General features: G+C 68.2%; 15 protein-coding genes. 5 read left to right on the top strand and 10 right to left on the bottom strand.

Going from position 1 to position 13,585, the window contains the following annotated elements:
- Nucleotides 1-33: 33 nt before the first annotated feature.
- From flhB to flgB, 6 genes are read right to left on the bottom strand one after another with little or no spacing between them, the layout of a single operon-like run.
- Nucleotides 34-1,110, bottom strand: a complete 1,077-nt coding sequence (flhB, locus tag H0B54_RS08685; protein WP_188259972.1) for a flagellar biosynthesis protein FlhB — start codon at nt 1,108-1,110, stop codon at nt 34-36.
- Nucleotides 1,111-1,125: 15 nt separating this feature from the next.
- A complete protein-coding gene (gene fliR, locus H0B54_RS08680; RefSeq protein WP_188259971.1) occupies nt 1,126-1,896 on the bottom strand; it encodes a flagellar biosynthetic protein FliR in 771 nt (256 codons plus the stop codon).
- Nucleotides 1,893-2,213 (bottom strand): flagellar biosynthetic protein FliQ, encoded by a 321-nt coding sequence (locus H0B54_RS08675; protein ID WP_094302991.1) that lies wholly within the window; start codon nt 2,211-2,213, stop codon nt 1,893-1,895. The genes fliR and H0B54_RS08675 overlap by 4 nt, the downstream gene beginning before the upstream one ends.
- 45 nt (nt 2,214-2,258) lie before the next feature.
- Complete coding sequence (gene fliE, locus H0B54_RS08670) at nt 2,259-2,558, bottom strand: flagellar hook-basal body complex protein FliE (RefSeq protein ID WP_014240969.1); 300 nt, start codon at nt 2,556-2,558, stop codon at nt 2,259-2,261.
- Nucleotides 2,559-2,595: 37 nt separating this feature from the next.
- Entirely contained in the window at nt 2,596-3,006 is a 411-nt protein-coding gene (gene flgC / locus H0B54_RS08665; protein ID WP_094302992.1) for a flagellar basal body rod protein FlgC, read from the bottom strand.
- 49 nt (nt 3,007-3,055) lie between these two features.
- Nucleotides 3,056-3,460 (bottom strand): flagellar basal body rod protein FlgB, encoded by a 405-nt coding sequence (gene flgB / locus H0B54_RS08660; RefSeq protein ID WP_094302993.1) that lies wholly within the window; start codon nt 3,458-3,460, stop codon nt 3,056-3,058.
- 225 nt (nt 3,461-3,685) lie between these two features.
- Here flgB and H0B54_RS08655 point away from each other — a divergent pair, with 225 nt between their 5' ends.
- The 5 genes from H0B54_RS08655 to H0B54_RS08635 all read left to right on the top strand — a co-directional run bounded on the left by H0B54_RS08655 (nt 3,686) and on the right by H0B54_RS08635 (nt 7,606).
- Nucleotides 3,686-4,012, top strand: coding sequence for an EscU/YscU/HrcU family type III secretion system export apparatus switch protein (locus H0B54_RS08655; RefSeq protein WP_094302994.1), 327 nt, complete (start codon nt 3,686-3,688; stop codon nt 4,010-4,012).
- A complete protein-coding gene (locus H0B54_RS08650) occupies nt 4,009-4,389 on the top strand; it encodes a hypothetical protein (RefSeq protein WP_188259970.1) in 381 nt (126 codons plus the stop codon). Before H0B54_RS08655 ends, H0B54_RS08650 begins: the two co-directional genes overlap by 4 nt.
- Before the next feature lie 8 nt (nt 4,390-4,397).
- Complete coding sequence (locus H0B54_RS08645) at nt 4,398-4,718, top strand: FliO/MopB family protein (RefSeq protein WP_188259969.1); 321 nt, start codon at nt 4,398-4,400, stop codon at nt 4,716-4,718.
- Nucleotides 4,715-5,488: a flagellar type III secretion system pore protein FliP gene (fliP, locus tag H0B54_RS08640; RefSeq protein ID WP_188259968.1), complete on the top strand. Its 774-nt coding sequence runs from the start codon at nt 4,715-4,717 to the stop codon at nt 5,486-5,488. The genes H0B54_RS08645 and fliP overlap by 4 nt, the downstream gene beginning before the upstream one ends.
- Nucleotides 5,489-5,707: 219 nt before the next feature.
- Complete coding sequence (locus H0B54_RS08635) at nt 5,708-7,606, top strand: potassium transporter Kup (protein ID WP_094302997.1); 1,899 nt, start codon at nt 5,708-5,710, stop codon at nt 7,604-7,606.
- A gap of 83 nt (nt 7,607-7,689) precedes the next feature.
- Here the strand turns inward: H0B54_RS08635 and H0B54_RS08630 are convergent, their stop codons facing one another.
- The 4 genes from H0B54_RS08630 to H0B54_RS08615 are packed head-to-tail and all read right to left on the bottom strand — an operon-like array spanning nt 7,690 to nt 13,289.
- On the bottom strand, nt 7,690-11,142 hold the full coding sequence (locus H0B54_RS08630; protein ID WP_188259967.1) for a tetratricopeptide repeat protein: 3,453 nt from the start codon (nt 11,140-11,142) through the stop codon (nt 7,690-7,692).
- 5 nt (nt 11,143-11,147) lie between these two features.
- The gene (locus tag H0B54_RS08625) at nt 11,148-11,885 is read right to left on the bottom strand and encodes a flagellar motor protein MotB (RefSeq protein WP_188259966.1); all 738 of its coding nucleotides are present in this window, start codon (nt 11,883-11,885) and stop codon (nt 11,148-11,150) included.
- Nucleotides 11,882-12,568 carry a hypothetical protein gene (locus H0B54_RS08620; RefSeq protein WP_246472411.1) on the bottom strand — a complete coding sequence of 229 codons (687 nt, stop codon included), beginning with the start codon at nt 12,566-12,568 and terminating at the stop codon, nt 11,882-11,884. The genes H0B54_RS08625 and H0B54_RS08620 overlap by 4 nt, the downstream gene beginning before the upstream one ends.
- A gap of 4 nt (nt 12,569-12,572) precedes the next feature.
- A complete protein-coding gene (locus H0B54_RS08615) occupies nt 12,573-13,289 on the bottom strand; it encodes a protein phosphatase CheZ (RefSeq protein ID WP_188259965.1) in 717 nt (238 codons plus the stop codon).
- Nucleotides 13,290-13,585 lie beyond the last annotated feature (296 nt).

The following is a 13,585-nucleotide window of genomic DNA, read 5'->3' as shown; positions in this document are numbered from 1 at the left end:
CGTTCGCCGCAAGGAAAGGTCCGGGAACGGCCCTCAGTTCCGCACCGTGCGTCCTTTCAGCTTGAAGACATAGGTAATGACTTCCGCCACGGCGCGATAGTGCTCGGACGGAACCTCCTCGTCGATATCGCATGCGGCATAGAGCGCACGGGCGAGGGGCGGATTCTCCATCACCGGCACGCCGTTCTCCTCGGCGATCTCACGGATCTTGAAGGCGACGGCGTCGGCGCCCTTCGCCACCACCATCGGGGCACCCATGGTGGTGGAGTCGTATTTCAGCGCGACCGCGAAGTGGGTCGGGTTGGTCACCACCACGTCGGCGCTGGGCACCGCCGCCATCATGCGCTTGCGCGCCCGCTCAAACCGCAACTGGCGGATGCGTCCCTTGACGTGCGGGTCGCCTTCGGCCTGCTTGTGCTCGTCCTTCACCTCTTGCTTGGTCATGCGCATCTTCTTGTCGAAGCTGTGGCGCTGCCAGAACAGGTCGGCCCCGGCGATCAGCGTCAGGATGGCCAGAACGCCGGCCAGCAGCCGGAAGGTCAGTCCGTCCATTTCGCGGAGCAGCAGCATCATGTCGATGCCGATGAAATGCTCGATGGTGAGCATCATCGGCTGGAGCGCGATGTAGGCGACGACGCCGACCACCGCGACCTTCGCCAAACTCTTCAGAAGATCGACGCCCTTCTGGGCGCTGAACATGTTGGTGATGCCGGAAATCGGGTTCAGCTTCTCAAGCTTCGGCGTGATCAGTTCCCAGGAGACGTTGAAGCCCTTCTGCCCGACGGTTCCGATCACGCCGGCAAACAGCAGGAACAGAATTGGCAGCCACAGCGCCCACAGGATGTCCTTCATCACCCGCATCAGCACCGCGCCGACCCCGCCCTGGTCCATCGGGATCCGGTCCAAGTTCTCGAAGAAGAAGTTCAGGCGGGGCACCATGCCCTTCAGCGTTCCGGGCAGGGTCGTGACCAGGATCACCAGCGCCGCGGCGATCATCAGCCAGTTGCCGATTTCCTGGGTCATCGCGAACTGGCCCTGCTTGTGGGCCTCGTCGAGCTTTTTTTGCGTCGGCTCTTCTGTTTTGGATGATTCATCCGCGTCTTCGGACACCGGATCCCTCCCCGCTCAGCCCGGTCTCAGGAAATCGACGAAGGCGGCCTCGAAATGGGTCAGCCAGAACATCATCATCGCCGCCAGCGTCAGGGCGAACATGAACAGCCCCAGCGCGACCTGGAGCGAGGTGAACAGGAAGAACACCTGGATCTGCGGCGCCAGCTTGTTCAGCAGCCCCAGCGCCAGCGCGAACAGCATCCCGGAGATCAGGAACGGCGCTGACATCTGCACGCCCAGCATGAAGGACTTGCCGACCAACTGCCCGACCACGTTCGCCATATCGTCGATGGGGATCGCCGCCCCCGGCGTGAAGGTCGTGTAGCTGTCCACCACCGCCATGATCAGCAGGTGGTGCAGGTTGGTGATGAAGATCAGCAGCAGCCCCAGCCACCCCATCAGGGCGCCGGGCAGGGATCCCTGCGATGCCATGGCCGGGTTGAACATCTGCGCGTTCGACAGGCCGGACTGAAGCGCGATGATCGTCCCCGCCACCTCCAGCGCGCCCATCAGCAGGCGGGCGACGGTGCCCATGAAGATGCCGACGGTCACCTCCCCGGCGATCAGGACGAACAGGCGGAAGATGTTGTCGGGGATCGGCGGCATGCGGTCGCCCAGGACCGGCGCCACCAGAACGCTGACCGCGACGGAAAAGAGAAGGCGCGTGCGGGTGGAGACGAAGGCGTCGCCGATGGTCGGCATGATGCTGAAGGCCGTCCCGACGCGCGCGAACACCAGCAGCCAGACGAAGATCTGGTCGCCCAGAAACTGCTGGAGCAGGTTCATCCGCCGCCGCCGGGCAGGTTTCCGGCGTTGGGCACGCTGTTGACCCCGGTGCCGATGGCGACGATGCGGTCGGCGACCTCATGCTCGAAGAAGGCCCGCAGCTCGCCCAGCATGAAGGGCATCAGCAGGATCGACAGGCCGAAGACCAGCAGGACCTTCGGCACCATGGCCAGCGTCTGCTCACTGATCTGGGTGACCGCCTGGAACACCGAGATGACCGTGCCGACCACCATCATGGCAACCAGAACCGGCGCCACCACCAACACCAGCGTGACGATGGACGTGCGGCAGATCTCGATGACGTCGGTTTCGCTCATGATGCTTCGCCCGCGGCGCTTTCGCACAAGGAAGGGGCGCCGCCGTCAGATCGGCATGCGCAGGATTTCCTGATAGGCCGACAGCACCTTGTCGCGCACGGCGGTGACGGTCTGCAGAGTCACCTCGGCGTTGGTGACGGCCTGGACCACGTCGGTCAGGTCGGCCTGCCCGACGGCGGCCTTGGCGGTCATCGTCTCGCCCTGCTTCAGGTCGCCGATAACCTCCTTGGCGGTCTGCTCCAGAACGTCGCCGAAGCTGACGCCGTTGCGCGGGGCCATTCCCGGCCCGGTCGTGGAGGCGGCCGTGTTCGCGTAGGCCGCGGCGGCGTTGATCGGGTTGACCATGGGACCTGCGTCCTTCCTTTAAAAAAGCGTCGCTGCGTCAGGCGCGGAGAATGTCGATGGTGCGAGTCAGCATCTGGCGGGCGCTGTCCACCGCCGACAGGTTGGCCTCGTAGGAACGCTGCGCCTCGCGCATGTCCATCGCCTCGACCACCGAATTGACGTTGGGCAGCAGCACGTAGCCATCGGCGTCGGCGGAGGGGTGCGAGGGGTCGTAGCGCCGCTCGAAGTCCTTCTTGTCCACGTCGATCTTGGCGACGCGCACGAGATCGACCCCCATCTGGCGGTCCAGAGCGTTCTGGAACATCACGACCTTGCGCCGATAGGGCAGATCGCCCGGCGTTTCCGCCGTGGTGTTGGCGTTGGCCAGATTTTCCGCGATGGTCTTCAGGCGCGTGCCCTGCGCCTTCATTCCGGACGCGGACACTGCCATCGACGTGTAGAGATCCATCTTCCGCCTCCTTCGCCCCGAACCCTGCCGACCCGAACCCTGCCGCTTCTTAACCGCCGCTGCGGATGGAGGACCGGATCAGGTTGACCTGCTTCTTGTAGAGGTTCGTAATCGTTTGAAAGTCCATGCCGGTCTGGCCCTGCTTCAGCATCTGCTCTTCCAGGACCACGGTGTTGCCGTCCGGCGCCGTCTCGTAGGGATTGCGCTGGCGCTGCTCCTGGTTCAGACCGCCCGCGCCGCGCGTTCCCTGGAGATGCGAGGCGTTGGTCGCGGCGGGCTGAAGGCGGCGGCTGTCGGACAAGGCGTCGCGGAAGGTGAAGGGCTTCAGGTCCCGGCCCTTGTAATCCGGCGTGTCGGCGTTCGCGATGTTCTGCGCGATCACGTTCTGGCGTTCGGTCAGCCAGCCCATCTTGCGCGACATCAGCTTGAAAAGGCCGAGATTCTCGAGATTCATCGCCGGGTTCCGGTCTGAGGGCCTGCCGCCCGGACGCGCGAAGGCGCGCACCAAGGCGGGCGGGATGCATCACAGCATTCCGATCTTCCGCCGTTTCAGTTAATCAAAGATGAATCCCATCCATGACGCCGCCCCATCCTCCGCCGCCACGCTTGAGCTTCATGCTTCGTTAAGCATGTTCCGCCAGGATACGCCCATCGACACAGGCCATCCGGCAGGAGCCCCTTGTCCGAGCCGACTCCGAACCACCGCCCTCTCCCCAACCGGCCCGTCGCGGTCGCGCTGAAGTATGAGTTGGGCGACCAATCCCTGCCCCGCGTGGTCGCCACCGGCAAGGGCCATGTGGCCGAACAGATCCTGGAGCTGGCCTTCGCCAACGGCGTGAAGGTGCGCGAGGACGCCGACCTCGTGCAGATCCTGTCGGCGGTGGACATCGACTCGGAAATCCCCATCGAGGCCATCGCCGCCGTGGCCGAGATCCTCGCCTACGTCTACCGCGCCAACGGCACGCTGCCGACCGGCGCGGAGCCTGACCCCGGAGAGGTCCCGTGACCGGCACCGCGCCGCTCCGCCGGGACATCCAGGCGCTGGCCGCCGCGCTCGAGGACACCCGCGACCAGATGGAGGCGGGACTGGCGGCGGACCTCACCGGGCTCGACACCCGCGTCGCCGCCCTGTGCGCCGAGGCGCAGTCCGCCCGCGGCGACGCCGAGCTGGCCGCCGCCTTGGAACTCCTGCTTCCCGCGCTGGACGCCGTCGCGGCCGCGCTGACCCGCCAGAGGGAGACGCTGGCCGCCGCCGCCGAAGGGCGCCACGACCCCCACACCGCGCGCCAGCGCGCCAGCGCCGCCTATGGCCGCGGCACCGCCGCCGCAGCGCCCGGCGACCTTCCGTCCGACCCGCCGGCCAAGCCGACCCGACAGAGCTGACCTGATCCATGGGCCTCGACCAGTACATCCAATTCGTTTTCGCCCTCATGTTCGTCATCGCGCTGATCGTGCTGGTGGCCTGGGTGATGCGCCGCATCGGCTTCGGCGGCATGACCGCCACGTCGGGACGCCAGCGCCGGCTGGGCGTCGTCGAGGTGCTGCCGCTCGACGGCAAGCGCCGGCTGGTGCTGGTCCGCCGCGACGACCGCGAGCATCTGCTGCTGTTGAGCGCCTTCGGCGACCAAGTGGTCGACCAGGCGCCGCGGGGCGGGTTCCAGGGCGCGCTGGCCGAAGCCTCCGCACCGCCGTCCGCCGGGGATCGGTCATGAAGACCGGCACCGGCACGACGAGACGGCTGGCGCTCGCCGGCCTGCTGGCTCTGGCGGTCGGGATGGCCGGGGCGCTGGCCGCCGGGCCGGCGCTGGCGCAGAGCATGACCTTCGACCTGGGCGACGCCGGGGGATCGACCACCGGGCGCATCGTCCAGATGGTCGCGCTCATCACGGTGCTGTCGCTGGCGCCGTCGATCCTGATCATGATGACGGCCTTCACCCGCATCGTGATCGTGCTTTCCTTCCTGCGCTCGGCTTTGGGCATCCAGCAGGTGCCGCCGAACACGGTGCTGATGTCGCTGGCGGTCTTTCTGACCTTCTTCGTCATGGCTCCGGTGTTCGAGCGGTCCTACAATCAGGGCATCCAGCCGCTGATCAACCAGGACATCGACGAGACGGAGGCGTTCCGCCGCACGGTCGCCCCCTTGCGCGAGTTCATGCTCAAGCACACCAGCGAGAAGGACCTGCGCCTGTTCATGGACATGGCGCGCATCGAGAACGTGACCGACGCCGAGCAGACGCCGCTGCACGTTCTGGTCCCCGCCTTCATGATCTCGGAGATCAAGCGGGCCTTCGAGATCGGGTTCCTGCTGTTCCTCCCCTTCCTGATCATCGACATGGTGGTGTCGTCGATCCTGATGTCGATGGGCATGATGATGCTGCCGCCGACCATGGTGGCGATCCCGTTCAAGATCATCTTCTTCGTGCTGGTGGACGGCTGGTACTTGATCGCCGGGTCGCTGGCCCGCAGCTTCGGCACGCTGTAGGCGCTCCTTCCGGGGATTCCGCCGGTCGGAGATCGCCTCCGGCACAGATCGTCGCAGGCGAAACGGCCTGCGGACGGGCGCATCGGCTTGCGCTAGTATTGGATCAGGGAAGAGCGTAAGAGGATCGGCCGCGCGAGCGCACCGACCGGCGCCGTACCCGCAGCTTGTGGCTTCTTCGTCCCCCGCTCGGACTCCCAACGGACCCCCTCCACGTCCCACATGTCAGACACGACCCTGAAAGCCGCGGCACCCGACAAGGGCAGGCTGGCCGCGCTCACCCTCGGTGCGCTTGGCGTCGTTTACGGCGACATTGGCACCAGCCCGCTCTACACGCTGCGCGAATGCTTCTCGCCGGAGCATGGGCTCGCCCTGACCCCGCAGAACATCCTGGGCATCATGTCCATGGTCTTCTGGGCGCTGGTGCTCGTGGTCACGGTGAAGTACGTGCTGTTCGTCATGCGGGCCGACAACAAGGGCGAAGGCGGAATCCTGGCCCTGCTGGCGCTGGCGACCACCAGCCGTCCCGACTCCACCGGGCGGCTGTCCGGCCTGATGGCGATGGGCCTGTTCGGCGCCGCCCTGTTCTACGGCGACGGCATGATCACCCCGGCCATCTCCGTCCTCTCCGCGGTGGAGGGGCTGGAAGTGGCGCAGCCGGCGCTGGAGCGGGTCGTCGTGCCGGTGACCGTCGGCATCCTGATCGCCCTGTTCGCGATCCAAAGCCGCGGCACCGAGAAGGTCGGGCGGCTGTTCGGCCCGATCATGGTCGCGTGGTTCGCCACGCTGGGCCTGCTCGGCCTGATCGAACTGGTCAAGGAGCCGCAGGTCCTGGCCGCGCTCGACCCGCGCCACGCCATTCATTTCTTCGCCTCGAACGGCTGGATCGGCTTCCTGGTGCTGGGCGCCGTCGTGCTGGCCGTCACCGGGGGCGAGGCGCTCTACGCCGACATGGGCCATTTCGGCCGTCGCCCCATCAAGGTGGCGTGGCTGGCGGTGGTGCTTCCCGCGCTGCTGCTGAACTATCTCGGCCAGTGCGCCCTGCTGCTGAGCGATCCGACGGCGGTGCGCAGCCCCTTCTATCTGCTGGTGCCGGAGTGGGGCCTCTACCCGATGGTCCTGCTGTCGACCTGCGCGGCGGTGATCGCCAGCCAGGCGGTGATCTCCGGTGTCTTCTCCCTGACCCGGCAGGCGGTGCAACTCGGCCTGTGCCCGCGACTGGACATCCGTCACACCTCGCAGGAGGAGGGCGGGCAGATCTACATCCCGCGCGCCAACTGGGGCCTGCTGCTCGCGGTTATCGGTCTGGTTCTGTGGTTCGAATCCTCCAGCCGGCTGGCGACCGCCTACGGCATCGCGGTGACCGGCGACATGGTCATCACCACCATCCTGGCGCTGGTCGTGGCGCACCGCCGCTGGAACTGGAGCCTGCCGGCCTGTCTGGCGCTGGGCGCGCTGTTCCTCAGCGTCGATCTGGCGCTGTTCCTCGCCAACGCCGTGAAGATCCCGCACGGCGGCTGGGTGCCGCTGGTCATCGCCGCGGTGACTCTGGGGCTGATGTCCACGTGGCGCCGCGGCCGCGCCGTTCTGAACCGCCGGCTGGCCGAGGATTCCCTGCCACTGGACGGCTTCGTCAAGCGGCACGCCAAATCCTCGGACATCCAGCGGGTGAAGGGCACGGCGATCTTCCTGACCTCCAGCGCCGATACGGTGCCCATCGCCCTGCTGCACAACCTGAAGCACAATCAGGTGATGCACGAGCGCATCGTCTTCCTGACCGTGCTGGTCGAGGACGTGCCCCGCGTTCCGGCCAAGGAGCGCGTCGTCCTGGAAGGGCTGGCCGACGGCTTCTACCGCCTGACGGTCCGCTACGGCTTCTCGCAGGAGCCGAACATTCCCAAGGCGCTGCGGCTGTGCAAGGCGTTCGGGCTGGAGTTCGACGTGATGACGACCTCCTTCTTCCTGGGTCGCGAGACGCTCATCCCCCGCATCAACCCGCAGATGGCCCAGTGGCGGGAGAAGCTGTTCGTCGTGATGTCGCGCACCGCGGTCAGCGCCACCGACTTCTTCAAGATCCCGCCGAACCGCGTGGTCGAGCTGGGCACCCAGGTTCAACTCTGAGGTCCGACGCCGCGCCCACGAAAAAGCCCCTTTCCATCGGAGAGGGGCTTTTTTTCGTTGAGGACGGCAATCCGGAAACGGGTTCAGTTGATCGCCGCGCTCTGCTTGCCGCGGTAGTTCTTCAGGAACTTCTGGAACACATCCACCTCGGCCACGCGGGAACGGACGGTGTTGACGTCGATCAGGCCCAGCGCCTGCTCCGGCCGGGTCAGCACACGGAAAGCGTCGGCGTCGGGGCCGTTGGTCATGGCCATGCCGAACTCTTTGCGCAGCAGGTTCAGGTTCGTCCCGTCCCCCGCCAGCGCCAGCGCCACCGCGCGGTTCAGGACGAGCTGCGAGGTTGCCGGGTTGATCGGCTGGGCCGGCGGCGGCGGCGGGCCGATCAGCTTGTTCAGCGCGAAGGCCGCAGCCTCCCACTTCTGGGCCTTCCACGCGATGTCCACCCGCAGCGAGTTGGCCGGCTTGCCGTCGTCTTCGGAGAGCAGAAGCAGCGCTTCGTCGCCACGGCCCAGCTCGGCCAGCGCCTTAGCCTGCATCAGGCGGCGTTCGCCCACCAGATCCGCCGGCAGGTTCGGCACGTTGGACAGTTCCAGCGCGCGCAGGGCGTCCTCCGGCTTGTTGTCGAGCAGGCGGACGGAGGCGAGCCGGGTGCCGACGCGCGCCTTGTCCTCGCCGGACAGGCGGTATTCAACCTGATGCTGCAGCAGATCGGCGGCGCGGTTCAGCAGGTCCACGGAAATCAGCCGCTCGGCGAGCTGCCGGATCACCTCGTCGCCCGCCTCCCCCACCGGGGTCAGCTCGCGGAACTGGTCGTAGAGCTGGAGCGCCTCGATGGTCGGCAGCTTCTGCGCCCCGTCCTTGTAGAGGTCGGCGAAGATGCGCGACATCTCGCGGGTGATCTCCTCCGCCCGCGGCGTGTCGGCGACCAGCGCGGCGGTCTCCTTCATGGCGTTGAAACCGTCGGCGTACTGGCCGGCGGCGATCAGCACCTCGCCCATGCGCTGGCGGATCTGCATCTCCAGCTCGTCGCCGCGCCAGGTGAAGGTCAGTCCAGCCAGTTGCTCCGCCGCGGCGGGCGGCGACATGCGGCCCTCCGCCAGTTGCAGGTTGACCAGCGCCAGCCCGGCCTTGGCCCGGTAATAGCGGTCGAGACTGTTGTAGGAGGCGGTCAACTGCTCCAGCGCCCGCTCCGGCTCGTTGGTCTGGGCGTAGTGGAGGCCGCGGAGATACTGGACGTCGGGCCGCTCCTCCGCGTCCGTGCCGCCGCGCTCGACGATGCGGTCGAGCAGCCGCTTGGCAAAGGGCGCGTCGCCGGTCTTCAGCGCGGCCTCGGCGGCGCGGGTCGCCAGCTTGGTCAGGATCGGGTCGGGGTAGGAATTCAGGATTGGCGCCGCCGCCTTGAAGCCGGCCTGGGCCGCCGGCCAATCGTTGCGGTCCGCCGCGATGGCGGCGCGCCACAGCGCGGCCTCGCCGTTGTTGGCGAGGTTCGGATGGGCGAAATCCTCCGCCGCGGCGTCGGTGTTACCGGCCAGGAAGCGCGCGGCCCCGCGCAGGGCGCGGAATTCCGGCCAGCCTTCCAGGTCGGGCTGGGCCTCCTGCAGCACATCCATCATGCCGATGGCCTCCTGCCCGAAGCCGTTGGCCAGATAGAAGCGGGCGAGGTCAAGCTGGGCGCGGGGCCGTTCGGAATCCGGCGCGTTGACGATGTTGAGCTGAAGATTCTGCCGCGCCTCGGTGTAATGGTCGAGGTCGCCCTTTTTCCAAGCCGGCAGGTCGAACAGGCGGCGCCCGGAGGGCACCGGCTTCGGATCGGTGGGCGGCGTCAGCGTGTTGGAGGCGCCGCCGGGAGACGGCTTCGGCGGAAGCGACGCGGTCTGCGCCGCGGCCGGGCGGCTTCCGGCGTCGGCCATGGGCGACAGGTGGAGCCCCCCGGCCGCGGTCACCTCCACCCCTTCCTTGACCGGGCGGACTGTGACGGCGTCGGCGATCGGCCGAACGACGACACCCTGGTAGCTGGGCAGCAGTTCCAAGTCCGCGTAGCGGTGCGATTCGGGAATGGCGTTGCCGGGAACCGGCAGCGGCACGACCTGGAGACGGTCGCCGACATCGGGGTCGGACAGCGTCACCACGGTCGCCGCATCCGCGGCGCGCACCACCAAGCGGGCGCCCAGCAGGAAGTCCGGTTCCGGGTCGATCTTCAGCTCGAAGGGCGGCGTGCCGGTCAGACGGCTGGTCGGCGTGATCTTCCAGCTCGTCCCCTGCCGTTCGATCTTCGGCCAGACCAGCGGCCCGATTTTGGTGCGGAAGGCGCTTCCGCCGGTGGCCGGCACCGGCTCGATCGCGCCGACCGTCCCGGCCCCGCCGATGGCCTTTCCGGCGCCGATGGGCAGCGGCTTGTCGAACACGATGTAGAGATGCCCGGCGCGCGGGTAGACCGCGATGGACGCCGGACCGCCCGCGTCGAACACCAGCGTCGGCCCCTGCGGCTCGGCTTTCGCCGGATCGGGTTTGGCCGGATCGGGTTTGGCCGGATCGGGTTTGGCCATCTCCGGCTTTGCGGCTTCGGCTTTGGCAACTTCGGGTTTCGCGGGCGCAGGAGGTGCCGCGGCCGGCCTGGCGGCCGGGGGCGTTGCCGCCGCGGACGGTGGAGGTGCAGGTGCGTCGGACGGTGGACGCACTGTGGTCGTGGTGGCGCCGGGCGGCGGGGCCGCACTCGCCGCATCGCTCGCCGGCAGACCGGCCCGCGTGCCCGGATTCTGCACGTCGATCACCACGGAACGGCCGGACTTGCTGTCCTTGATCTCCGCGTCCTGCGGCACGGCGAAGGTGACGGCCAGCGCGCCGTTGGCCTGCCGGAACTGCTCCACATTCTGAATGTTGCGCAGCGCCGTCCTGGTCGCCGGCGCCAGATCGGCATTGCCGTTGCGGTCGAACAGCAGCGTGGCCGATGCGCCGTCGCGGCGCAGCGTGTAGTTGGCGCCCTCCGGCCAGGTGAAGGACAGACGGCTCTGCTCCGGCGTGTCGGCCGCGCTGACCGTCACCCGCCCAGCGGACCGCGCCGGAGCGGGAGCGGCCGGCGTCTCGGCCTTGGCCGCTGGAGCGGGGGCTGGGGTTGGCGTCTGGCTTTGGGCCTGGGCCGGCGCCTCCGCGGCGGGGGTCAGGTCGAGCGCCACGGCGTTGCCGTTGCGGAAGCTCTTCAGCGTCACCGGGCGCTTCAGGTCGAAGGTCACCGTCTTGCCGTCGCCGCCGATCCGCACCCCGGACAGATAGCCGGGCAAGGCCGCCACCGTTCGGTCGAGCGCGGCGTTGATCGGCTCGTCGAAGCGGACGACCAGCGTGTTGCCGTCCACCGACGCGCTGTAGCCGGTCTGGCGCGGCCAATCGAAGACCATGCGCCCGAAGGTCTTGTGGGTGGCGGCGCGCACTGGAACGTCAACGGCCCAGGCAACCGGCGAGGCGGCGATCTCGGCGGCAAGCAGGGCCGTGGCGGCCACGAAGCCGCTCAGCCAGCGCCGGTTTGCCCTGCCCCGCCCCATCCGATTCACTCCTCCGGCTCCGCATCGGTGGCCGCCCCGGATATGGGCGGCCCCGCCGTTTCCTCACGCACCACCACATCCACCCGCGCCCCGCCGGGCACCGGATCGATACCGGGCGGCTCGCTCATCAGGCTGCGCGCCACGAGGTCGCGCTTGTAGCCCGTCTCGCGCAGCAGCGCCGCAACGGCGACCGCGCGCGTCAGGGCGCGTTCCCAGGCCAGCCCCGCGGACTGGTCCTCCCGCTCGGCATGGCCGACCACCTCGATCCGGTTGCCGATCCGGCCCACCGCGGCGCCCAGCAGATACAGCACCCGCCGCCCCTGGTCGGTGAAGCTGCCGCCGGTCGGGTCGAACATCACATGGGCCGGCAGGCCGATCACCACACGGTCGTCCTCACGTCGCACCTCCACCGCCGCCAGATCCTCATTGGCGGCGGTCTGGGTCCGCAGAAGGGCGCTGAGATAATCCAGGTTGATCGCCGAATATGACTCCACGGTGGCGGCGTTGAAAGCGGCCTTCGGCTCGGGCGGCGTCGCGGAGGGCGTCACCGCGGTGGAGCGGGCCGACGACAGCGACTTGACCAGTCCGGTCCAGCGTTGCGCCTCAGGCTCGCTCATCGAGTACATCAGAACGAAGAAGGCGAGCAGCAGCGACATCAGGTCGGTGAAGCTGATCAGCCAGATCGTCCGGTTGTGGCCGCCGCTCTTGTCCTCGGCCTTGGGGAGTTTGGGGAGGCGGATCATCGGCGCCCTCCCCCCGGCTCGTCGTCCGTGGCGCGCAGGCTGAACAGCAGGCGGACGGCGCCCGGCGCGCCACGCTCGATGCCCACCGTCACGGCGTCCGGCGGCGCCCCGTCGGCGATCAGCAGGCGGGCCAGCGCGCCGGCCCGCACGACCGGGCCGGGCGGCTGGCTGGGACCGCCCGCCGGACCGATGGACAGCAGCGCGTCCAGCTCGATCCGCTCGCCGGGACGGTTCTGCAGCAGCGCGTCGGCCACCCGGTCGATCAGCCCGATGCGGTCCGGACGCAAAGCGGCCGTGCCGGGCAGGAACAGCTCGTCGGCGGGGAGGCGCACCTCCAGCAGGCGGCCCGGCGTGACGCTGTCCACCTTCGCCACGGCGATGGCGGTGGCGAACAGATTGCCCAGGCCGTCCAGCCGCTGAACGGCGAAGACGGTGCCGGCGCGCGAGGCCAGCGGGTCGGCCGGTTCCCGCAGGCGGGGGTCGATGTAGAAGGCGGGGAAGCTGCGCTCCAGCGACACCAGAACCGTGCGCACCCGCTGGGCGGTCTGCACGGACTGGGCGTTCAGCACGATGAAGAAGACGAGCAGCAGCAGGAACAGCGACAGCAGAAGCACGATGCTTCCGTTGTTCGGGTTCGGCCGGCTGCCCGACAGGTCCGGCTTCCTGTGGCCGGGCGCAGCCATGGGATTAATCGAAGCTCGCCAGCAGGCGGTCGATCTCGTCCTGATCCATGGCGGCACTGGTCATCTGCGGGCCGTGCAGCAGCCCGGCCTCCGGGTCGTCCGCCGGGCGGTCGGTGGCGAAGTTCGGCGCCGGATCGGTGTGAACCTCGGTCGCGGCGACCACGGCGGCGGGGCGGGTGTGGTTCTGCCGCACCTCGTCGCCGAAGGCCGCGACGATCATGTCCACCTTCGATTCGATGTGCTTGAGCGTGCGCACGACCTTGGAAATGCGCTGGCCTGTGATGTCCTGGAAGTTGCAGGCCTCGAAGATCTTGGTCACCTGCTCGGTCAGCTTCGCGGAATTCTCCGCGTCGATCTGGCCGGAGATGCCGGTGATGACGTCGCAGGCGTCGAAGATGGCGAAGGTGGCCTGCTCCGTCGCGCCGACGACGGCGTCCAGCTCATCGGTGGCGTTCGGGATGTGCTGGTCGCGGATTTCCGCGGGCTGGAGCGCCGCCAGCTCCTGCTTGGCGCTCTCGATGAAGCGGGCGAGGTCCACCACCTCCTTGTAAAGGCGCAGGTCGGTGGCGGAAATGTCACCGTCCATGCTGCCCAGGATGGAGCGGACGATGTCCGTCACCTCCTCGCGGGTCAGCGGCTGGGCCGCCTCGGCGTGGGCGGCGTCGAGTTGCTGGCGCAGGATCTTCTGTTCGGCGAGCGAGGTGGAAACGGGCGGGGCCATGTGCGTTCCGATGTGAGCGTTCCGTGGTCTTGTCCGGCCTGCGTGCGATCGGGTGCGTCGGCCGGCCCGGACGCAGGCGCCCGAAGCGGGTCCGACCCAACCTCGCGCCCTCGCACGGCCGCCGCCGACTCGGAGCCTCGTCAGCCTTTCCAACCCTAAATTCGCTCGGTTAACACGCCGTTAAGCGCCTGAAACGTCGCAACGCAAAGATGGGGCGGAATCACTCTGCCGGAAAGAAAGCGGAAGCGTTGTTCTGCACCCGCAGACCTTCAACCAACGCCCCCCATTGTCGAACT

Source organism: Azospirillum tabaci (assembly GCF_014596085.1).
In the GTDB taxonomy this organism is placed as follows: domain Bacteria; phylum Pseudomonadota; class Alphaproteobacteria; order Azospirillales; family Azospirillaceae; genus Azospirillum; species Azospirillum tabaci.
This window is presented reverse-complemented; position numbering and strand designations above follow the sequence as displayed.